The organism is Curvibacter sp. GW821-FHT09D12 (assembly GCF_059416245.1).
In genome coordinates this window covers 1-19,653 of the sequence record NZ_JBWKOU010000018.1, presented here as the reverse complement: position 1 = coordinate 19,653, position 19,653 = coordinate 1, and the positions used below count along the sequence as shown (strand labels likewise).

Below are 19,653 nucleotides of genomic sequence, written 5' to 3'. Positions count from 1 at the left end.
GCCATGAGCCCCGCCCGCTGAGCGTGTGGATTACTTTTGCCCGCGCAGCTTGGCCAGTTCGGCCTGGGTGTCACGCCACAGGTCCATGCCGACCTGGGTGGCGATGGCCGCGTTGACCTTGGTCAGCTTGTCACGCATGCGCGACGACTCGGCCGGCGGCAGTTCGTTGATCTGCATGCCCTTGGCCTTCAGGTCGGCCAGCGCGCGGGTGGCTTCCTCGCGGGTGTCCTTGCGCTCGAAGTCGCGGCTGAGGCGCGCGGCATCCTGCAGCACCTTCTTCTCGGCGGCCGACAACCCGTCCCACCATTTCTTGCTCACCAGCAGCACCCAGGGGCTGTAGACGTGGTTGGTCACGCTGAGGAACTTCTGCACCTCGTAGAACTTGCTCGACAGGATGGTGTTGAAGGGGTTCTCCTGGCCATCGACGGTGTTGGTTTCCATGGCGCTGAACAGTTCCGAGAACGGCAGCGGCACGGCATTCGCGCCGAGCATCTTGAAGCTGTCGAGGTAGACATTGTTTTGCATCACGCGCAGCTTGATGCCGCTCAGGTCTTCCAGGCGCGCCACGGGGCGCTTGCTGTTGGTCAGGTTGCGGAAGCCGTTCTCCCAGTAGGCCAGGCCCACCAGCCCCTTTTCCTGCAGCTTGTCCAGCACCTTCTGGCCGATCGGGCCGTCCAGCACGGCATCGGCTTCGCGCACGTTGTTGAACAGGAAGGGGGTGTCCCACAGGGCCATTTCGGCGGTGATGCCGACCAGGGTGGCGGTCGAACCCACCATCATTTCCTGCGCACCGCCGATCAGGGCCTGCTGCATCTGCGTGTCCGGGCCCAGGGCGGCGGCGCCGATGGCGCGGACCTTCATCTTGCCCCCTGAGGCCTTTTCGACCGCCTCGGCAAACACCTTGGCCGCGCGGCCCTGGTTGCTTTGCTCATTGAGGCCGTAGCCGAAGCGGATCATGCGGGGCTTGAAGTCCTGCGCCAGTGCGCTGAAGGAGGTGCTGGCGAGGCTGGCGGCGGCCAGGGCGGCGAGCAGGGTGCGACGGACAGTTTTCATGGTGGTCTCCTGAGTAAAGCGGTGTGTGAGAGGTTCTAGAGAATGTGGGAGGACTGGCTCAGCGCAGCCAAGCCACGGGGGCGGTCACGATCTGCGGGAAGATCACCATCAAGGTGAGCAGGGCCACGTAGGTCAGCAAGAAGGGGTTGACCCCTTTGATCACGCTGTGCATCGAAATGCGCCCCACGCCGGCCACCACGTTGAGCACCGTGCCCACGGGCGGAGTGATCAGGCCGATCGCGCCGTTGAGCACGAACATCAGGCCGAAGTAAACAGGGTCGATGCCGGCCTTGACCGCGATCGGCAGCATCACCGGGGCAAAGATCAGGATCGTTGGCGTCAAGTCCAGCGCAGTGCCGATCAGCACCAGCACGACCATCATGACGGCCATCAGCAGGCGCGGGCTCTGGACCAGCGGGCCCAGCCATTGGGTGAGGACGCTGGGCAGGTCGGCCAGGGTGATCATGTAGCTGGCCACCTGGGCGCCGGCGCACAGGAACATCACGATGGCCGTGGTCTTGGCGGCGCGCAGCAGCACGCCGTGGATCTCACGCAGTTTCATTTCCCGGTGCACGAACAGTGCCACCACCAGGGCGTAGAAGGCGGCCACCACGGCGGCTTCGGTCGGTGTGAAAACACCCGATTTCATGCCGCCGATGATGATGATGGGCATCAGCAGGGCCCAGAAGGCGCGGGCGGTGATGCGCAGTCGCTGTGCCATCGGCAGGGCCTGACCCTGCGGCAACTCGATGCCGCGCAGCACATGGCGCCAGGCGAAGATCAGGCCTGTCCCCATCAGCAGGCCGGGCACGATGCCGGACACGAACAGGGCCGAGATCGAGGTGTTGGTGGTGACGCCGTAGATCACGAAGGGCATGGACGGCGGAATGATCGGGGCGATGATGCCGCCCGAGGCGATCAGCCCGGCCGAGGTGTTCATGGGGTAGCCCTGCTGGCGCATCATGGGCAGCAGGATGGTGGCCAGGGCGGCCGTGTCGGCCAGGGCCGAGCCGCTCATGCTGGCCATCAGCACGGCGGCACCGATCGCCACATAGCCCAGGCCGCCGCGGATGTGGCCCACCCAGGCCTGGGCCATGTCGATGATGCGGCGGCTGATGCCGCCGGAGTTCATCAACTCGCCGGCCAGGATGAAGAAGGGCACGGCCAGCAGCGGAAAGCTGTCCACGCCGGCGACCAGGTTCTGGGCCAGCAACTGGGTGTCCCAGAAATCGAGCACCCAGGCCATGCCGGCGCCGGTCAGTACCAGGGCCAGGGCCATGTTCATGCCACTGCCCATGAGCACCAGCATGCCGACCGAGAAAAACACGAAAGCGAGCGCTTCAGGGCTCATGGCAATCACTCCACTTCTGCGCCGTGACCAAGGTCCAGCGGGGTACGACGGATCAGCTCGACCAGGGCCATCAGACCAATGGCCAGCGAGCAAAGAAAGGCTGGCAGCGGCAGCAGCGCAGACGAATAGCCCAGCACCACCGAATGGCTGTCCAGGCCCACCACCACCTGCTGCCAGGCGCCCCAGGCCAGCATGGCGCTGGCGCACACGGTGAGCAGCCGGATCAAGGCCGTGAGCGCTGCAAACGCGCGGGGCTTCGAGGTCAGCAGGCCGGCCAGGCTGGTGAAGGCCATGTGCTCGCCGCCTGGGTAGGCGGCGGCCGCCCCGATGAACACCATCCAGACGAACAACAGGCGAGAAAGCTCTTCGCTGGCGGCCACACCGCTGCCGAAGCCATAGCGCAGCACGACGTTGATGAACACGGCGATGGCCATCACGCCCAGGCAGGCGGCCATCAGGTGGTGCGACAGGCGCTGGAAGCGGCTGAGGCCGGCGGGATCCGAGGTCTGGGTCATGCGCAATCCTTGGGGTTGAGGGCGGTCTGGGTCGCCACATCATTCAGCCACGCCGAGGCCTGGTGCTGCAATGAGGGCAAAGCCTGCAGGGCGTCCAGGCGCAGCACGCCGGCTTCGCCCACCGGGCTTTCGAGGGTGGCGAACTGGCTGTCCACCAGCGAGCTCGAAAAGAAATGGCTGGCCCGCGCCGACACCCGCTGCAGGGATTGTTCGCGCCCGATGTCCAGAAAGGCGAAAAGCAGACCGGGGCAGGCTGCGCGCAACTGGTCGCGGTAGGCCTTCTTGAGGGCGGAGCAGGTCAGCACCACGCCGTCGGGGTGCTGGGCCAGCAGGCGGCCCAGGGTCTGCAGCCAGCCCTGGCGGTCGGCATCGGTCAGGGCGATGCCCTGGCTCATCTTGTCGCGGCTGGCGGGGCTGTGGTGGTCGTCACCTTCGATCAGGGGCAGGTGCTCGGCCGCTGCCAGGGCCGCGCCCAGGCTGGACTTGCCGCAGCCCGCAACGCCCATGACAACAATGGATGGTTTCATATGGATAGCGCTATCCCGTTGGGTTGCAAAAAAGGGCCCGCACTGAGCGCCGGCCCGTCCTGCAAAGTTTATGTATGATGACCCAAACACCCTTGAAGGGTGCATGGGTTGGATAGCGCTATCCTACTCAGGTCGGCTTTTTTTCAATTAAGTACAAACCCTAGGATCATGCCCCGCTCTCCTGTCCGTCAACGGTCCACGGGCCGCGTCACCCTGGCCGATGTGGCCCTGGCCGCCGGGGTCAGCCCCATCACCGTGTCGCGGGCCTTGCGGGGCGAGCGGGCGGTGGACCCGGTGCTGGTTGAGCGCGTGCAGGCGGCCGCCCAGAAGCTGGGCTACGTGCCTGATCCCGCGGCTCGCGCGCTGGCCTCCAAGCGCAGCACCCATGTGGCGGTGTTGATTCCGATGCTGTCCAACGAGCTCTTTGTGGGCTTGCTCGAAGCCGCGCAGGCCCGCTTGCGCGCGGCGGGCTACCAGACCCTGATCGGCATCACCCATTACGACCCGAGCGAAGAGGAGCAGTTGCTGCGCGAGCAACTGATGCACCGCCCGGCCGGCCTGCTGGTGACCGGTTTCGACCGCACCGAGGCCACACGCCGCCTGATCACGCAAAGCGGCGTGCCGGTGGTGCACATGATGGAGAACAGCCGGGTCGAGGGCATCCACAGCGTGGGCTTTTCCCAGACCGAGGCGGCCATCACGATGACCCGTCACCTGCTGGACCGGGGCTACCGGCGCATCGCCTTTGCCGCCGCCCAACTGGACCCCCGCACGCTGCAGCGCCAGCAGGGTTGGCGCCAGGCGCTGGAGGCCGCTGGCCTGTACGACCCCGCGCTCGAGTGGATGAACCCGGCGCCCTCGTCGATGGCGCTCGGGGGGCGGCTGTTTCAGCAGATCATGGGCCAGTCACCCGCGGTGGATGCGGTGTTCTTCTGCAACGACGACCTGGCTCAGGGCGCCTTGCTGGCGGCCAACCGGCTGCAGCTGCCGGTGCCGGCGCGGGTGGCCATTGCCGGCTTCAACGACCTCACCGGCAGCGACCTGATGCTCCCCACGCTGACCACCGTGCACACGCCCCTGGCCACCATCGGTGACGAGGCCGCCGGCATGCTGCTCAAGCTGATGCGCGGCGAGCCGGTCGAGCAGCCCTGCGTGGTGCTGGATTACCGGCTGGTGGTGCGCATGAGCACCTGAGGCCGGTGTCATGCCGGCTGCCCTGGTGGGGCCGGCTCCTCAGGCCGATTGGGGTGTGCGCAACTGCACCGGGCCGGTCTCGGCCTCAATGGCCTGGCGCAGCGGCCGGCACAGGCCCAGCGCAAACAGCAGCTCGGTGCTCACGAACAAAGGCCCCACCAGCAGGCCCACCAGATCGTCCACGAAGGCGGGCTTGCGGCCTTCGTAGTAGTGGCCCACGAACTGGATCACCCAGCCCACGCCGAACAGGCCCAGCCCCCAGGCCAGCCAGGTGACGGTGGTGCCAGCGGCCAGCGGGTGGGCCAGCACCATCAGGCCGGCGATGGCCGCGCTCACGGTGACGCCGGCGCCCAGGTGACCGCGGCTCAAGTACCACGCGGTGCTGGCCGCCCAGGCCAGCCAGGCGGCCGAGATCGTCCAGCCGGCCAGGTCGATCGAGGCCCGCGCCAGCAACACCCCCACGGCCAGAACAATCATGGGCACGCCCACGAAATGGGTGGCGATGTTGCGCGGGTCTCGGTGGTAGCGGGCGTATTGCGTCAGCAGGTCTTGGGTGTTTCTCATGGGTGTGTCTCCTGGTTCTGGGGCCCGCGTCGCCGGGGGGGCGCACGGGTCTGCGTCGCATGCTAGGCCGCTGTGGGGCGAAGGACTGTCAAAATCAATACATTCCAGACCGCCATGCCGCCGAATCCGGAGGCCCAGTTTTCCGATGAAACCGTCGACCACCTCTGCCCAGACCCTGGCTGCCGCCTTGTGCAGCGAGCTTTGGTATGCCCAGTGCGAGCCCGAGTTCCAGTCTGCTTTGCTGACCCTGGGCCGGCTCTGGGTGCTGAGCGATGGCGAGCGCCTGTTCCACCGCGGGGCCGTGGAAGGGGCGCTGTGCTGTGTCACCGCAGGGGCTTTGCGCGTGGGTGGCCTGCAGGACAGCGGGCAGGAAACCCTGCTGGCCTTCATTGAGCCCTACCAGTGGCTGGGCGAGATCTCGCTGATCGACGGTCAGCCGCGCAGCCACGATGTGGTGGCCGATGGCGACACCACGGTGCTGCTGGTGCCCCGTGATGAGCTGCTGGACTGGCTGGCGCAGCACCCCGAGCACTGGCGCAGTGTGGCCCGGCTGGCCAGCAGCAAGCTGCGATTGATGTTCTCGGCCCTGGAAGATATTGCCCAGTTGCCGCTGGACCTGCGTCTGGCCAAACGCCTGTGGCTGGTGGCCCAGGGCTATGGCGGGCGCACCGGCGCACCACGCCGGCTGATCCGCCTGCCGCAGGAGCAACTGGCCCTGATGCTGGGGGTGAGCCGCCAGACCATCAACAAGGCCTTGCATGGCCTGGAGCAGCGCGGCTGGCTGCACCTGCGTTACGGCACGATCGAACTGCTGGACCTGGAGGCCTTGCGTGCCATCTCCGAGGGATCCGAGGGCGCCGTGGGATCCGCGTCGCCTGACGCATCGTCCAGGTAAGGCCTCAGCACCTCGGCCAGCCAATCCATGAACACCTGCACCCGGCGCGCCAATTGGCGCCGGTGCGGGTACAGCAGCGACACCGGCAGCGGGGGGGCGCGGAAAGCCGGCAACACCTCGACCAGCAAGCCTTGCTCCAGCAGGCTGCGCAACCCGGCGGTGGGGGCCTGGATCAGGCCCAGCCCTGCCAGGCAGGCGCCCTGGTAGGCCTCGGTGCTGTTCACGCTCAGCGAACCGGGCATGGCCAGGGTGCGGGTCTGGCCTTTTTCGTCCACCCATTCCCAGCCGGTCTGGCGCCCCCCCAACTGCGGCTGGTAATGCACCAGCTGGTGGTGGCGCAGGTCGTCCAGGCCGCCCGGTGTGCCGGCTGCGGCCAGGTAGCCCGGGCTGGCGCAGTTGCTCTGTGACAGCAGGCCCAGCGGGCGCGCGATCAGGCCGGAGTCGTCCAGCGGACCCACCCGAAGCACACAGTCGAAGCCCTCGCGCACCAGGTCCACCCGTCGGTCGGTGCAACTCAGCTCCAGGTGCACGCCAGGGTGGGCGCGCAAAAAGTCGGGCAGCGTGGGCAAGACCAATTGGCGTGCTGTGCCCACCGGCATGTCCACGCGCAGGCGACCGCTCAGTTGAGTGGGGTGTTGCCGGAACAGGCCCTGCAATTCGTCCAGATCGGCCAGCACGTCCTTGCAACGTTCGTAGAAGACCTGCCCGTCAGGGGTCAGTTGCACGCGGCGGGTGGTGCGCAGCAACAGCCGGGTGCCCAGTTGGGCTTCCAGCTGCTGCACCGCCAGCGACACGCTGGCCTTGGGCAGGCCCAACTGGGCCGCGGCTTGGGTGAAGCTGGCCAATTCGGCCACCCGGGCGAAGGTGTGCAGGGCATCGATCGGATTCATGGTGTTGATTGTTATTTGAAATCGAACAGTGAAGTATGAATATCGTTATTTATTGGTTTTATATAGATCAATAGACTGGCGGGCATCCCCTCACCGCGCCAGCCACTGGCGCACCTACCAGGATCCACCATGACCATGACCTTGACCAATTCACCCCAGCCCACGCCCAGCAACGCTGAGGGCTCCGCCGCCCCCGTCGTCTTGATCACCGGCGGCAGCCGGGGGCTGGGCCGCAGCATGGCGCTGGCCCTCGCCGCTCAGGGCATGGACGTGGTCTTCACCTACCGCAGCCAGCAGGCCGAGGCCCAGAGCGTGGTACGGCAGATCGAGGCCCTGGGGCGGCGTGCCCTGGCCATCGAGCTGGAACTGGGCCAGGGGCAGGGCATGGCGGCCCGCTTCGCCGTCTTCGCCGACACCGTGCGTGAGGCCCTGGCCGAGCGCTGGCAGGTGAGCCGCATCGACGCCCTGGTGAACAACGCCGGGGTGGGCGTGCACGCCAGCGTGGCCGACACCACCGAAGAGCAATTCGACCTGTTGTTCAACCTGCACCTGAAGGGGGTGTTCTTCCTGACCCAGGCGCTGTTGCCGCTGCTGCGAGATGGCGGGCGGATTCTCAATCTGTCCAGTGGATTGACCCGTTTTGCCTTGCCCGGCTATGCGGCCTACGCCAGCATGAAAGGTGGCATCGAGGTGCTCACCCGCTACCTCGCCAAGGAGCTTGGGCCCCGCGGGATCGCCGTCAACACCCTGGCGCCCGGGGCGATCGAAACGGACTTTGGCGGCGGCGCCGTGCGCGACAACCCCGAACTGAACCGCTTTGTGGCCAGCCAGACCGCCCTGGGCCGGGTTGGCCTGCCTGAGGACATTGGCCAGGTCGTGGCGGCCTTGCTGTCGCCGGCCAGCGCTTGGGTGAACGCCCAGCGCATCGAGGCCTCGGGCGGCATGTTCATCTGAGACCGTCCCAGTGTCGCTGCTGACGCTGGCGTCGGTGGGTCGGCTCAGGCGGGGGGATGGGGTTCCGACAGGTTGCTGCGCAGGCGCTTGAGCAGGCCCAGCAACTGGCCCAACTCCCCCGCGTCCAGCCCGGTCAGGCTGCGGGCCAAGGCCTGGCGGCGGGCCTGGTGCAATTGCTTGTGCAATGCCAGGCCACTGGGCGTGGGGCTCAGGCGTTGGCTGCGGCGATCCTCCGGGTCGGGGCAGGCCTGCAGGTGGCCGCTGTCCAGCAGCGACTTGATCAGCCGCGCGATCTGCGCCTTGTCGCGCCCGCTGTGCTGCACCAGATCACGCTGGCTGGCCTCCGGGTGGCGCACAAAGAACTGCAAGGCCCGCAACTCCATGGGCGCCAGCGCCAGGGGCTGCTCGCCCAGGCTGTGACGCAGCTGGCCCTTGAGGCTGAACACCAGCGCCTGAAGGCTTTCCAGCACCTCGTCGTGCAGATCGCCTGCTGTTGTCGTGGTTTTTTCTGATTTGGTTGACATTATCAACTTGATGTTGGATTATTGGTTGATCATATCAACCAAATAAACCGCTGTCTCTGCCATGACTTCTGAACTTTCTCTCCTTTCCTCTTCCTCAACCAAGGCGCCAGCCCATCTGCTGCCCCAGCGCGTGCGCCACGCCAACCCGGTGCGCCGCGTGCAGGTGCTGCGTGTCGGGCGACCCACCCCGGGTGTGGTCAGCGTGACCCTCGGCGGTGAGGCGCTGCGCGGCTTTGTGTCGGCCAGCTTCGACGACCACCTCAAGCTGATGTTGCCGCCCGCCCCGGGCCGGCCGCTGGTGCTGCCCACGCTGCAGGATGGGCGGGTCAGCTGGCCAGCCGACCTGAACGAGGCCGATCGCCCCGTCATGCGTGACTACACGCCGCTGCACTTCGATGCCCAGGCCCTGGAGCTGGACCTGGAATTTGCCCTGCATGGTGAAGGCCCCGCCGCCACCTGGGCCGCCCAGGCCCGGCCGGGTGATGAAGTGGGGCTGGGCGGCCCGCGGGGATCGACGGTGTTGCCTGGCGGGCACGATGCCTATGTGCTGGCGGGTGATGAAAGTGCGCTGCCGGCCATCGTGCGCCGACTGGCCGAGCTGCCGGCCGGCGCCCGGGCCACGGTCCTGATCGAGGTGGCTGCCGCCGAAGAGCAACGGGTGCTGGCCAGCGCGGCCCAGGTCCATCTGCGCTGGCTGGTGCGGGGAGCGGCTGCCCCAGGCCAGCGCCTGCTGCAGGCCGTTCGGGAGATGGCTTGGCCCGAGGGCACCGTCTTTGCCTGGGCCGCTGGCGAGGCCCTGACCATGGCCGAGTTGCGCGCCCACTGGCTGGGCCTGGGCCAGCCCGCTGCCCTGATGCGTGTCTCGGCTTATTGGCGCCAGGGCCGCCCTGGACACCACGAAAACCTGGGTTGACGCCGGGCGGGGCCGGCCTGCGCCAAGACCGCGATCGAGCGCGGGTCCCTGTTTCTGAGCCGAACCGAGTCGAAACCAAGGGTAAACCCTGGTGATCGGTCGGCAATTTCCTTCAAATTCTTTGGGGTATTCAAAGGGCTGTCACAAAAATTACTGCAAAATAGCACGACCGTTCGTTTTATTTTGTGAGCCGCCCATCCATGTCCACCATTCGTTCGTCAGCCATCTCGCCAGGCACTGCACGCCCGGCGGCGGCAGCGCCTGCCCGCCGTGGCCGCGCGCTGCAAAAGGGGCTGCAGACCAAGGCTGTCATCGTCGAGGCGGCCCTGGGCCTGGCCACCCAGATCGGCCTGGAAGGCCTGTCGATCGGTGCCCTGGCTGAGGTCACCCAGATGAGCAAGTCGGGCGTGTTTGCCCACTTCGGCTCGCGCGAAGAGCTGCAGATTTCCGTCATCCGCGAATACCACGTGCGTTTCGAGGAAGAGGTGTTCTTCCCTGCGCTGTCGGCACCGCGCGGCCTGCCTCGCCTGCGCGCCATGTTTGCCAACTGGATGAAGCGCACCTCGGTCGAAATCGACTCGGGCTGCCTGTACATCAGCGGCGCCGTCGAGTTTGACGACCGCCCTGGCCCGGTGCGCGATGCGCTGGCCAGCTCCGTCATGACCTGGCACGCCGCGATGAAGCGTGCCATCACCCTCGCCAAGCACGACGGCCAGCTCGGCCCCGATGTGGACGAGGACCAGATGCTGTTCGAGATCCACGGACTGATCCTCGCACTGCACTACGAGGCCCGCTTTCTGAAGCACCCGGGCTCGATCCAGAAGGCCACCCAGGGCTTCGACAACATCCTGGCCCGGTGCGGCGCCACCGACCTCGCACCGGCCAAAACCCTTTCTTCCAAAACCCCGATCCGCACCAAGGAGTGATCCCATGCCTGCTTACACCCCCCCTCTGCGTGACATGCAATTCGTGTTGCATGAAGTGCTCAAGGTCAGCGATGAATTCAAGGCCCTGCCCAAGCACGCCGACATCGATGCCGACACCATCAACGCCGTGCTCGAAGAAGGCGGCAAGTTCGCGGCCGAGGTCACCTTCCCGCTGAACATCAGCGGCGACACCGAGGGTTGCGTGCTGGACAAGAGCACCCATGAAGTCAAGACCCCCACCGGCTTCAAGGCGGCCTACGAAAAGTTCGTCGAAGGCGGCTGGGCCGCACTGTCGTGCGACCCCGACTACGGCGGCCAGGGCCTGCCCTTCGTGGTCAACCAGTGCTTCTACGAGATGATGAACTCGGCCAACCAGGCCTGGACCATGTACCCGGGCCTGAGCCACGGCGCCTACGAGGCCCTGCATGCCCACGGCACCGACGAACAGAAGCGCCTGTACCTGCCCAAGCTCACCAGCGGTGAGTGGACCGGCACCATGTGCCTGACCGAGCCGCATTGCGGCACCGACCTGGGCCTGCTGCGCACCAAGGCCGAACCCCAGGCCGACGGCACCTACAAGATCACCGGCAACAAGATCTTCATCAGCGCCGGTGAGCACGACATGACCTCCAACATCGTGCACCTGGTGCTGGCCCGCCTGCCGGATGCGCCGCAGGGCAGCAAGGGCATCAGCCTGTTCGTGGTGCCCAAGTTCAAGGTGAATGCCGATGGCAGCGTGGGCGAGCGCAACCCGATCTACTGCGGTGGCCTGGAACACAAGATGGGCATCCATGGCAATGCCACGGCACAGATCGTCATCGATGGTGCGGTGGGCACGATGGTGGGCCAGCCCAACAAGGGCCTGGCCGCCATGTTCGTGATGATGAACGCCGCCCGCCTGGGCGTGGGCAACCAGTCGCTGGGCCTGACCGAAGTGGCCTACCAGAATGCCCTGGCCTACGCCAAGGACCGCATCCAGATGCGCTCGCTGACCGGCACCAAGGCCAAGGACAAGCCAGCCGATCCGATCATCGTGCACCCCGATGTGCGCAAGATGCTGCTGACGGCCCGTGCCTATGCCGAAGGTGGCCGCGCCATGGCCTGCTTCTGTGCCGTGCTGCTCGACAAGGAACTGAACCACCCCGATGAAAAGGTGCGCAAGGATTCGGCCGAGCTGGTTGCGCTGCTGACCCCCATCGTCAAGGCCTTCATCACCGACAACGCCTGGACCTCCACCACCGCCTGCCAGCAGGTGTTTGGCGGCCACGGCTACATCAAGGAATGGGGCATGGAGCAGTACGTGCGCGATGCCCGCATCAACATGATCTATGAAGGCACCAACACCATCCAGTCGCTGGACCTGCTGGGCCGCAAGATCCTGGGCAACAACGGGGCCTCGCTGAAGAAGTTCGGCAAGCTGGTGGCCCAACTGGTCGAGGCCGAAGGCGTCAACGAGAAGATGGCCGAGTTCATCAACCCGCTGGCCTACCTGGGCGACCAGATGACCAAGTTCACCACCGAGATCGGCTTCAAGGGCTTCCAGAACCCCGACGAAGTGGGCGCCGCCGCGGTCGACTACCTGCGCGTGGCCGGCCACCTGGTGTTTGCCTACTTCTTTGCCCGCATGGCCTCCGTGGCACTCAAGGAGATCGCGGCCGGCAACACCGACCCGTTCTACCAGGCCAAGCTGCAGACCGCGCGCTTCTACTTTGCCAAGCTGTTCCCTGAAACCGCTTCGCTGATGCGCACCGCCCGTGCCGGCTCCAAGGTGTTGATGGACACCGAGGCCGTGTTCGCCTGAGCCTGAACCGCCGCCCCAGCAGGAGACCGCGATGAAGATCAAGAACGTTCTGGCCACGGCGCTGATGGCGCTGGCCTGGCCCGTGCTGGCGCAGACCACCCCGGTGGGCCTGTGGCGCAGCGTGGATGATGCCTCGGGCGAGGCCAAGGCCGAGATCCGCATCGCGGCCGATGCCGCGGGTGTGCTCAGTGGCCGCATCGAGAAGGCCATCACCCGCTCGGCCGAGCCGCTGTGCACCCAGTGCAGCGACGATCGCAAGGGCAAGCCCAAGCTCGGCATGGAGATCATCCGCGGGGTGCGCCAGGCCGAGGGCAAGCCCGAGTGGGAAGGCGGCAAGATCCTCGACCCCGAAAACGGCAAGGAATACACCGTGCGCCTGGTGCCGCTGGAGGGCGGCAAGCAGTTGCAGGTGCGGGGCTACATCGGCCCCTTCTACCGCACCCAGGTCTGGCAACGCATTGAATAAGGTCCGGGGCGCCCCTTCAGGTGCCCCGTGCGAACAGGAAATCAAATGAACCGATTCCAAGTGAAAAAAGTCGCCGTGCTCGGCGCAGGCGTGATGGGCGCGCAGATTGCCGCCCACCTCGTCAACGTCAAGGTGCCCGTGGTGCTGTTCGATCTGCCGGCCAAGGAAGGCCCCAAGAACGGCATCGTCACGCGCGCCATCGATGGCCTGAAAAAGCTCAAGCCCGCGCCCCTGGGCGTGGCCGACGACGCGGCCCTGATCGGCCAGGCCAACTACGAAGAGCATCTGGAACAGCTGCGCGACTGCGACCTCATCATCGAGGCCATCGCCGAGCGCATGGACTGGAAGCTTGACCTCTACAAGAAGATCGCGCCCTTCGTGGCCCCGCACGCCATCGTGGCGTCCAACACCTCGGGACTGTCGATCACCCAGCTCAGCGAGGCCTTGCCCGAAGCCATCAAGCCGCGCTTTTGCGGCATCCACTTCTTCAACCCGCCGCGTTACATGTACCTGGTGGAGCTGATCGCCACCCCCACCACTCAGCCGGTGATCCTCGACCAGCTCGAGAGCTTCGTCACCAGCGGCCTGGGCAAGGGCGTGGTACGTGCCAAGGACACCCCCAACTTCATCGCCAACCGCGTCGGCATCGCCGGCATGCTGGCCACCATGAAGGAAGTCGAGAACTTTGGCCTGAGCTACGACGTGGTCGATGACCTGACCGGCAAGAAGCTGGGCCGGGCCAGTTCAGGCACCTTCCGCACCGCCGACGTGGTGGGCCTGGACACCATGGCCCACGTCATCAAGACGCTGCAGGACAACCTCACCCTCGAGACCGACCCCTTCTACGGCAGCTTTGGCACCCCGGCGGTGCTCAAGAAGCTGCTTGAGCTCGGCCACCTGGGCCAGAAGACCAAGGCGGGCTTCTACAAGAAGGTGGGCCGCGAGGTGCTGCGCTTCGAGCTGGAAAGTGAAGACTATGTGCCCGGTGGCCAGAAGGCCGACGAGGTGTACGGCCGCATGCTCAAGAAGCCCGCGGCCCAGCGACTGGCGTTGCTGCGCAACGCCGAAGGCCCGCAAGGTCAGTTCCTGTGGGCCATCCTGCGCAACAGCTTCCATTACGCCGCCGTGCACCTGGCCAGCATCGCCGACAACGCCCGCGACGTGGACCAGGCCATGCGCTGGGGCTTCGGCATGAAGCAGGGCCCCTTTGAGCTGTGGCAAGAGGCCGGTTGGCTGCAGGTGGCGCAGTGGATCAATGAAGACATCGCCGCTGGCAAGACGCTGTGCAATGCGCCGCTGCCCGAGTGGGTGTTCAAGGGCCCGGTGGCCGAGGCCGGCGGCGTTCACACGCCCCAGGGATCGTACAACCCGAGCACCCATGCCTTCGAGCCGCGCCGCCAGTTGCCGGTGTACCAGCGTCAGCATTTCCCTGAGGCGCTGCTGGGCGACGGCTCGGTCCGATTCGAGACCGCAGGCAAGACCCTGCATGAAGACGAAGCCATCCGCCTGTGGACGCTGGATGACGAGGTGCTGATCGCCAGCATCAAGAGCAAGATGCACGCGATCGGCCCGGGCGTGGTCGAAGGCCTGCAACAAGGCATCGAGCTGGCCGAGCAGCAGTACAAGGGCCTGGTGATCTGGTCGGGCGACGAGCCTTTCAGCGCCGGTGCCGACCTGCAGTCCATGCTGCCGGCCTTCATGATTGCCGGGGTGGATGCCATCGAAGGCGCCGAGCACGAGCTGCAGCAACTGATGCTGCGCCTGCGCTATGCCGGCGTGCCGGTGGTGTCGGCCGTGCGCGGTCTGGCCCTGGGCGGTGGCTGCGAGCTGGCCGTGCACTCGGCTCGCCGCGTGGTGGCCATGGAAAGCTACATCGGCCTGGTCGAAGTGGGCGTGGGTCTGGTGCCGGGCGCCGGCGGCCTGACCTACATCGCGCGCCGCGCCGCCGAGAACGCGGCGGCCTCCACCGGCAAGGATCTGCTGCCCTTCCTGACCGAAGGCTTCACCGCCGCCGCCATGGCCAAGGTGGGCACCAGTGCGCTCGAATCGCGCAAGCTGGGCTACCTGCTGGACAGCGACCTCATCGTGCCCAACAAGGATGAGCTGCTGTTCGTGGCCCTGAATGAGGCCAAGGCCCTGTTCAATGGCGGCTGGCGCGCCCCGATCAAGCGCCTGTTCCCGGTGGCCGGGCGCAGCGGGCTGGCCACCATCAAGGGACAGCTGGTCAACATGCGCGACGGTGGCTTCATCAGCCAGCACGACTTTCACATCGGCAGCCTGATCGCCAACGTGGTCTGCGGCGGTGATGTGGATGCGGGCACGCTGGTCAGCGAGGACTACCTGATGGCGCTGGAGCGCAAGGCTTTCTGCTCGCTGATCGTGCATCCCAAGACGCAGGAACGCATCATGGGCATGTTGTCCACCGGCAAGCCGGTGCGCAATTGAGCGGCCCGACGAGCGTGCCTTTGAGCCCCCAAGCCTTGACCGCCATGGACCGCCCCCCCAACAAGCTGCAGCGCTCGCTGATGCGCCTGGACGAGGCCCCCGGCTTCATGCGGGGCTGGGTGCAGAGCATCATCCTGCGCCGCGCCGTGCCCTTCACCGGCACGGTCGGTGTGCGCTTTGCGGGCCTCAGCACCGAGCGTGCCGAGGTGCGCCTGGCCACGGCCCCACGCCTGCACAACCAGAGCGGTGACGTGCACACCTCGGCCATCCACCTGCTGGCGGAAAGCGCGACCGGCCTGGTCATTGGCATGAACGTGCGCGATGACTGCACCCCGGTGTTGCAGCGTGCCGCCATGCACGTGGTGCAGCGGGCCAAGGGCGGACTCAAGGCTGTGGCCGTTCTGACCCCCGAGCAGGCGGCCTATATGCAGGCCAACGAGCAGGGCGAGCTGAGCGTGTCCGTCACGGTCACCGACGACACCGGCGCTGCGCCGGTGCAATGCGAATTTGTCTGGGCCTGGGTTCCCGCCAGCCGCCCGAAAAAGAACTGAAGGAGTTTCACCATGGCCCACCCCATCCAGGACGCCTACATCGTTGCTGCCACGCGCACCCCCATCGGGCGTTCGCACCGCGGCTTCTTCCGCAACACCCGGCCCGATGACCTGCTGGCCACCACCTTGAAGGCTGCTCTGGCCCAGGTGCCTGATCTGGACCCGGCCAGCATCGAAGACATCATCTGCGGCTGCGCCATCCCCGAGGCCCAGCAGGGCCTGAACGTGGCCCGCGTCGCAGCCGTGCTGGCGGGCCTGCCCACCAGCGTGGGCGGCATCACCGTGAACCGCTTCTGTGCCTCCGGCCTGTCGGCGGTGCAGATGGCGGCCGACCGCATCCGCGTGGGTGAGGCCGAGGTGATGATCGCGGCCGGCGTCGAAAGCATGAGCATGGTGCCCATGATGGGCAACTCGCCATCGCTGTCGCCCAGCATTTTCGAGCGCGACGGCGACGTGGGCATTGCCTACGGCATGGGCCTGACCGCCGAGAAAGTGGCCCAGCAATGGAAGGTCAGCCGTGAGGCGCAGGACGAATTCGCCCTGCAGTCGCACCTGAAGGCCCTCAAGGCGCAGCAGGCCGGTGAGTTCACGGCCGAGATCACGCCCATCGAGGTGACCGAGCGCCGCCCCGACCTGGCCACCGGCGAGGTCAGCCAGAAGACCCGCATCGTCAGCCTTGACGAGGGCGCCCGCCCGGACACCACCCTGGAAGGCCTGGGCAAGCTCAAGACCGTGTTCGCAGCCCGCGGCTCGGTCACTGCCGGCAACAGCTCGCAGACCTCGGACGGTGCCGGTGCGCTGATCCTGGCCAGCGAATCGGCCGTCAAACGCTTCGGCCTCAAGCCGCTGGCGCGCTTCGTGAGCTTTGCCAGCAAGGGCGTGCCGCCCCACATCATGGGCATCGGCCCGATCGAGGCGATCCCAGCGGCCCTGCGCTACGCCGGCCTGAAGCAGGACGACATCGACTGGTTCGAGCTCAACGAAGCCTTTGCGGCCCAGTCGCTGGCAGTGATGAACACCCTGGGCCTGGACCCGGCCAAGGTCAACCGCATGGGCGGCGCGATCGCGTTGGGCCACCCGTTGGGGGCCACGGGCGCCATCCGCTCGGCCACCGTGGTGCACGCGCTGCAACGCCACCAGCTCAAGTACGGCATGGTCACCATGTGCGTGGGCATGGGGCAGGGCGCGGCCGGTATTTTCGAACGCTGCTGAGCGTTCGTTCACCCCGGTGTGGCCGCCACCGTACGGGCTGCCCGCCGAAAGGAGCTGAGCCAGCGCAGACTGGCCTGCTTTCAACAGGAGACATGCTGTGATGCAGACCTCGGTTCTGGCCGTCGATTCGGCCTCGCTGGCCATTCGCACCTATGCGCCCGCCACCCCCCCTTTGGCCAACCTGGTCCTGGGGGCCGCCATGGGCGTGCGCCAGGCTTACTACGAGCCTTTTGCGCGCTGGCTGGCCGAGCAGGGCTACCGCGTCACCACCTTCGACTACCGCGGCGTGGGTGATTCGCGGGGGCCAGCCTGGCGCGGTTCGCTGCGCGGCTTTCAGGCCGACCTGCGTGACTGGGTGCGCGACTACGAGGCTGTGGTGGCCCAGGCCCGCGCCGCCTGCCCGGGCACCCCCTTGATCCTGGTGGGCCACAGCCTGGGTGCCCAGCTGCCCGGTCTGTTCCAGCACCCCGAGCAGGTGGATGGCTTGTTGAGCCTGGCCTCGGGCAGTGGCTACTGGCGCGACAACGCGCCCAAGTTGCGGCGCAGCGTGCCGTATTTCTGGTGGGTGCTGGTGCCCTTGGCCACGCGCCTGTTCGGCTACTTTCCGGGCCGCCGCCTGGGCAAGGTGGGCGACCTGCCGGCGGGCGTGATCCTGCAGTGGCGGCGCTGGTGCCTGAACCCGCGCTACAGCCTGGGAGCCGAGGGCCCGACGGCCGAGCAGAGCTACGCCCGGGTGCGCTACCCGGTGCTGGCCCTGTCGGTGCAGGACGACGAGATGATGACCCTGCGCGGCACGCAAAGCCTGATCGACTTCTATGCCAATGCGCCCCGGCGCATCGAGGTGGTGCGCCCGGTCGATGCCCTGGCGCGCCGCATCGGGCATTTCGGCTGGTTCCGCGAGTCGTTCCGGGCCACGTTGTGGCCGCGTACCATTGCCAGCCTGAACGCGCTGGCCCTGCTGCGCCAGGGCCAGCCCCCCGTCACGCATTCGACTGTCGGAACCTTCTGATTGCCGCACACTTCTGCCCCATGAGCACCCTTCACCCGCTTGATGCCGCGCTGCAACTGGATCTTCAGTCGCAGTCCCCGACCGAACCCGGCGCCACCAGCCCGCTGCAGCGCAGCCAGGGCCACACCAGCCCGGCCTACTGGAACATGGTGGGGCCGTTTGGTGGCACCACCGCCGCCACCTGCCTGCAGGCCGTGTTGCAGCACCCGGCCTTGCTGGGCGAGCCGTTGTCGCTCACCGTGAACTACGCCGGCGCCCTGACGGAGGGCGAGTTCGAGGTGCAGGCCCAGCCAGTGCGCACCAACCGGTCCACCCAGCACTGGACGATCTCCATCGTGCAGCGCGATGCCGAGGGCCAGCCAGTGGTGACCACCACGGCCACCGCGGTGACCGCAGCACGGCGCGAAACCTGGAGCGTGTCCGACACGCCCATGCCCGAGGTGCCTGCCCCTGAATCGCTGCAGCGCATGCACCCGCCCAAGGGTGTGGCCTGGATCGAACGCTACGAGATGCGCCCCGTGGTGGGCGTGATCCCGCACACCTGGGACGGGCGTGGCGACAACAGCCTGTCGCAGCTGTGGATGCGCGATGACCCGCCGCGGCCGCTTGACTTCCCGGCCCTGGCTGCCCTGTCCGACATCTTCTTCCCGCGGGTCTGGTTGCGCCGCGCCTCGCGCGTGCCGGCCGGCACGGTCTCCATCACCACGTATTTCCATGTAGGCCAGGCCGAACTGGCCGCCACCGGCAGCGGCCACGTGCTGGGCCAGGCCCGGGCCCAGGAGTTCCGCAACGGCTTCTTCGACCAGACCGCCCAGCTATGGAACCAGGCCGGCCGCCTGCTGGTCAGCACCCACCAGATCGTCTATTTCAAGGAATAGGCGGAGCCACAAGCCCCGCTTTCGCCTGCCTTTCCGCCCACCCCCAAGGAGCCCATTCTCATGAGCCAAGACATCCTGATCCACACCGAAGCCGGTGTGTGCACCATCACCCTGAACCGCGTCGACAAGAAGAACTCGATCACCGCCGACATGTACGCCGCCATGGCCGACGCCCTGGCGGCGGCCGAGGCCGACAGCGCCGTGCGCGTGGTGGTGTTCCAGGGCGATATCGCGATCTTCAGCGCCGGCAATGACATCGGCGATTTCCTGAACAAGCCGCCAGCCGGCATGAACTCGCCGGTGTTCCGCTTTCTGCACAACCTGGCCGCCTTTCCCAAGCCCTTGGTGGCCGCGGTCTGCGGCCCGGCCGTGGGCATCGGCACCACGATGCTGTTCCATTGCGATCTGGTCTATGCCGGCGACAACGCCGCCTTCTCGATGCCTTTCGTGAACCTGGGCCTGTGCCCCGAGGCCGCATCAAGCCTGCTGGTGCCGCAGATGCTGGGCTACCACCGCGCTGCCGAGGCCCTGTTGCTGGGCGAGCCTTTCATGGCCGAAGCGGCCCTCGAGGTGGGCCTGGTGAACCGCGTGGTGCCCCCCACCGAATGCAATGGCGTGGCCCAGACCGTGGCCCGCAAGCTGGCCGCCAAGCCCCTGAGCTCGCTGGTCGAGACCAAGCGCCTCATGAAGGGCGGGCAGTCGGCCCTGGTGGCCCAGCGCATGGCTGAAGAGGGCGCCAGCTTTGGGCGCATGCTCGGTGAGCCGGCGGCCAAGGAGGCGTTCACGGCGTTTCTGGAGAAACGGCGGCCGGATTTCAGCCAAGTTTGAGGGGAGGGGCCCTGAAGGGGGCGTGCCTTGTCCATTTGTTGTGGGCTCTTTGTTGCCGCTGCGCTCTGTTCCTTCTGTCATTTGTTTCAGGTCGGAGGCCGGGGTTGCGGCCCGGCGGCCGCCTCACTTTCTTTGCTTCGCCAAAGAAAGTAAGCAA

The 19,653-nt window shown here is 66.8% G+C and carries 20 protein-coding genes; 13 read left to right on the top strand and 7 right to left on the bottom strand.

Features of this window, described 5'->3' with window-relative positions; all coding sequences use genetic code 11:
* Positions 1-30 precede the first annotated feature (30 nt).
* Genes AC07PT_RS23085 through AC07PT_RS23070 form a run of 4 tightly spaced genes read right to left on the bottom strand, consistent with a single transcriptional unit; the run spans position 31 to position 3,446 of the window.
* On the bottom strand, positions 31-1,053 hold the full coding sequence (locus AC07PT_RS23085; protein WP_494658252.1) for a TRAP transporter substrate-binding protein: 1,023 nt from the start codon (positions 1,051-1,053) through the stop codon (positions 31-33).
* Positions 1,054-1,111: 58 nt separating this feature from the next.
* The gene (locus AC07PT_RS23080; RefSeq protein WP_494658251.1) at positions 1,112-2,404 is read right to left on the bottom strand and encodes a TRAP transporter large permease; all 1,293 of its coding nucleotides are present in this window, start codon (positions 2,402-2,404) and stop codon (positions 1,112-1,114) included.
* Positions 2,405-2,409: 5 nt separating this feature from the next.
* Positions 2,410-2,919 carry a TRAP transporter small permease gene (locus tag AC07PT_RS23075; RefSeq protein WP_494658250.1) on the bottom strand — a complete coding sequence of 170 codons (510 nt, stop codon included), beginning with the start codon at positions 2,917-2,919 and terminating at the stop codon, positions 2,410-2,412.
* A complete protein-coding gene (locus tag AC07PT_RS23070) occupies positions 2,916-3,446 on the bottom strand; it encodes a gluconokinase (protein ID WP_492348985.1) in 531 nt (176 codons plus the stop codon). Before AC07PT_RS23070 ends, AC07PT_RS23075 begins: the two co-directional genes overlap by 4 nt.
* A 168-nt stretch (positions 3,447-3,614) precedes the next feature.
* On the opposite strand from AC07PT_RS23070, the gene gntR reads away from it, so the two are divergent.
* Positions 3,615-4,640, top strand: coding sequence for an HTH-type transcriptional regulator GntR (gntR, locus tag AC07PT_RS23065; protein ID WP_492348986.1), 1,026 nt, complete (start codon positions 3,615-3,617; stop codon positions 4,638-4,640).
* Positions 4,641-4,679: 39 nt separating this feature from the next.
* On the opposite strand, the gene AC07PT_RS23060 is transcribed toward gntR, so the two are convergent.
* The gene (locus tag AC07PT_RS23060; protein WP_494658249.1) at positions 4,680-5,204 is read right to left on the bottom strand and encodes an Mpo1 family 2-hydroxy fatty acid dioxygenase; all 525 of its coding nucleotides are present in this window, start codon (positions 5,202-5,204) and stop codon (positions 4,680-4,682) included.
* A 145-nt stretch (positions 5,205-5,349) separates the two neighbouring features.
* On the opposite strand from AC07PT_RS23060, the gene AC07PT_RS23055 reads away from it, so the two are divergent.
* Entirely contained in the window at positions 5,350-6,099 is a 750-nt protein-coding gene (locus tag AC07PT_RS23055) for a Crp/Fnr family transcriptional regulator (RefSeq protein ID WP_494658248.1), read from the top strand.
* Here AC07PT_RS23055 and AC07PT_RS23050 read toward each other — a convergent pair.
* On the bottom strand, positions 5,997-6,989 hold the full coding sequence (locus AC07PT_RS23050) for a LysR family transcriptional regulator (RefSeq protein ID WP_494658247.1): 993 nt from the start codon (positions 6,987-6,989) through the stop codon (positions 5,997-5,999). The genes AC07PT_RS23055 and AC07PT_RS23050 overlap by 103 nt on opposite strands.
* 135 nt (positions 6,990-7,124) lie before the next feature.
* On the opposite strand from AC07PT_RS23050, the gene AC07PT_RS23045 reads away from it, so the two are divergent.
* On the top strand, positions 7,125-7,943 hold the full coding sequence (locus AC07PT_RS23045; RefSeq protein ID WP_494658285.1) for an SDR family NAD(P)-dependent oxidoreductase: 819 nt from the start codon (positions 7,125-7,127) through the stop codon (positions 7,941-7,943).
* A gap of 44 nt (positions 7,944-7,987) precedes the next feature.
* Here AC07PT_RS23045 and AC07PT_RS23040 read toward each other — a convergent pair whose 3' ends face one another.
* A complete protein-coding gene (locus AC07PT_RS23040; protein ID WP_494658246.1) occupies positions 7,988-8,467 on the bottom strand; it encodes a MarR family winged helix-turn-helix transcriptional regulator in 480 nt (159 codons plus the stop codon).
* A gap of 61 nt (positions 8,468-8,528) precedes the next feature.
* On the opposite strand from AC07PT_RS23040, the gene AC07PT_RS23035 reads away from it, so the two are divergent.
* The 10 genes from AC07PT_RS23035 (at position 8,529) to AC07PT_RS22990 (ending at position 19,496) form a co-directional block, all read left to right on the top strand.
* Positions 8,529-9,380, top strand: coding sequence for a siderophore-interacting protein (locus AC07PT_RS23035; protein WP_494658245.1), 852 nt, complete (start codon positions 8,529-8,531; stop codon positions 9,378-9,380).
* A gap of 200 nt (positions 9,381-9,580) precedes the next feature.
* Entirely contained in the window at positions 9,581-10,306 is a 726-nt protein-coding gene (locus AC07PT_RS23030; protein ID WP_492348992.1) for a TetR/AcrR family transcriptional regulator, read from the top strand.
* Positions 10,307-10,310: 4 nt separating this feature from the next.
* Positions 10,311-12,107, top strand: a complete 1,797-nt coding sequence (locus AC07PT_RS23025; protein WP_492348993.1) for an acyl-CoA dehydrogenase C-terminal domain-containing protein — start codon at positions 10,311-10,313, stop codon at positions 12,105-12,107.
* Between the two features lie 31 nt (positions 12,108-12,138).
* The gene (locus AC07PT_RS23020) at positions 12,139-12,573 is read left to right on the top strand and encodes a DUF2147 domain-containing protein (RefSeq protein WP_492348994.1); all 435 of its coding nucleotides are present in this window, start codon (positions 12,139-12,141) and stop codon (positions 12,571-12,573) included.
* Positions 12,574-12,618: 45 nt separating this feature from the next.
* Positions 12,619-15,018 (top strand): 3-hydroxyacyl-CoA dehydrogenase/enoyl-CoA hydratase family protein, encoded by a 2,400-nt coding sequence (locus AC07PT_RS23015; protein WP_492348995.1) that lies wholly within the window; start codon positions 12,619-12,621, stop codon positions 15,016-15,018.
* 44 nt (positions 15,019-15,062) lie between these two features.
* A complete protein-coding gene (locus tag AC07PT_RS23010; protein ID WP_492349009.1) occupies positions 15,063-15,569 on the top strand; it encodes a DUF4442 domain-containing protein in 507 nt (168 codons plus the stop codon).
* Between the two features lie 12 nt (positions 15,570-15,581).
* Positions 15,582-16,781: an acetyl-CoA C-acyltransferase gene (locus tag AC07PT_RS23005; RefSeq protein WP_492348996.1), complete on the top strand. Its 1,200-nt coding sequence runs from the start codon at positions 15,582-15,584 to the stop codon at positions 16,779-16,781.
* A gap of 100 nt (positions 16,782-16,881) precedes the next feature.
* Complete coding sequence (locus tag AC07PT_RS23000) at positions 16,882-17,790, top strand: alpha/beta hydrolase family protein (protein WP_494658244.1); 909 nt, start codon at positions 16,882-16,884, stop codon at positions 17,788-17,790.
* 20 nt (positions 17,791-17,810) lie between these two features.
* Complete coding sequence (locus tag AC07PT_RS22995; RefSeq protein WP_492348998.1) at positions 17,811-18,668, top strand: acyl-CoA thioesterase; 858 nt, start codon at positions 17,811-17,813, stop codon at positions 18,666-18,668.
* Positions 18,669-18,728: 60 nt separating this feature from the next.
* On the top strand, positions 18,729-19,496 hold the full coding sequence (locus tag AC07PT_RS22990; protein ID WP_492348999.1) for an enoyl-CoA hydratase: 768 nt from the start codon (positions 18,729-18,731) through the stop codon (positions 19,494-19,496).
* Positions 19,497-19,653 lie beyond the last annotated feature (157 nt).

Bases quoted from the DNA above. Each gene is read 5' to 3' on its own strand.
- AC07PT_RS23080 (WP_494658251.1), bottom strand. From the start codon at position 2,404: ATGAGCCCTGAAGCGCTCGCTTTCGTGTTTTTCTCGGTCGGCATGCTG.
- AC07PT_RS22990 (WP_492348999.1), top strand. From the start codon at position 18,729: ATGAGCCAAGACATCCTGATCCACACCGAAGCCGGTGTGTGCACCATC.
- AC07PT_RS22995 (WP_492348998.1), top strand. From the start codon at position 17,811: ATGAGCACCCTTCACCCGCTTGATGCCGCGCTGCAACTGGATCTTCAG.
- AC07PT_RS23015 (WP_492348995.1), top strand. From the start codon at position 12,619: ATGAACCGATTCCAAGTGAAAAAAGTCGCCGTGCTCGGCGCAGGCGTG.
- AC07PT_RS23075 (WP_494658250.1), bottom strand. From the start codon at position 2,919: ATGACCCAGACCTCGGATCCCGCCGGCCTCAGCCGCTTCCAGCGCCTG.
- AC07PT_RS23060 (WP_494658249.1), bottom strand. From the start codon at position 5,204: ATGAGAAACACCCAAGACCTGCTGACGCAATACGCCCGCTACCACCGA.
- AC07PT_RS23010 (WP_492349009.1), top strand. From the start codon at position 15,063: ATGGACCGCCCCCCCAACAAGCTGCAGCGCTCGCTGATGCGCCTGGAC.
- AC07PT_RS23050 (WP_494658247.1), bottom strand. From the start codon at position 6,989: ATGAATCCGATCGATGCCCTGCACACCTTCGCCCGGGTGGCCGAATTG.
- AC07PT_RS23000 (WP_494658244.1), top strand. From the start codon at position 16,882: ATGCAGACCTCGGTTCTGGCCGTCGATTCGGCCTCGCTGGCCATTCGC.
- AC07PT_RS23035 (WP_494658245.1), top strand. From the start codon at position 8,529: ATGACTTCTGAACTTTCTCTCCTTTCCTCTTCCTCAACCAAGGCGCCA.
- AC07PT_RS23045 (WP_494658285.1), top strand. From the start codon at position 7,125: ATGACCTTGACCAATTCACCCCAGCCCACGCCCAGCAACGCTGAGGGC.
- AC07PT_RS23005 (WP_492348996.1), top strand. From the start codon at position 15,582: ATGGCCCACCCCATCCAGGACGCCTACATCGTTGCTGCCACGCGCACC.
- AC07PT_RS23040 (WP_494658246.1), bottom strand. From the start codon at position 8,467: ATGTCAACCAAATCAGAAAAAACCACGACAACAGCAGGCGATCTGCAC.
- AC07PT_RS23070 (WP_492348985.1), bottom strand. From the start codon at position 3,446: ATGAAACCATCCATTGTTGTCATGGGCGTTGCGGGCTGCGGCAAGTCC.
- AC07PT_RS23030 (WP_492348992.1), top strand. From the start codon at position 9,581: ATGTCCACCATTCGTTCGTCAGCCATCTCGCCAGGCACTGCACGCCCG.
- gntR (WP_492348986.1), top strand. From the start codon at position 3,615: ATGCCCCGCTCTCCTGTCCGTCAACGGTCCACGGGCCGCGTCACCCTG.
- AC07PT_RS23055 (WP_494658248.1), top strand. From the start codon at position 5,350: ATGAAACCGTCGACCACCTCTGCCCAGACCCTGGCTGCCGCCTTGTGC.
- AC07PT_RS23025 (WP_492348993.1), top strand. From the start codon at position 10,311: ATGCCTGCTTACACCCCCCCTCTGCGTGACATGCAATTCGTGTTGCAT.
- AC07PT_RS23020 (WP_492348994.1), top strand. From the start codon at position 12,139: ATGAAGATCAAGAACGTTCTGGCCACGGCGCTGATGGCGCTGGCCTGG.
- AC07PT_RS23085 (WP_494658252.1), bottom strand. From the start codon at position 1,053: ATGAAAACTGTCCGTCGCACCCTGCTCGCCGCCCTGGCCGCCGCCAGC.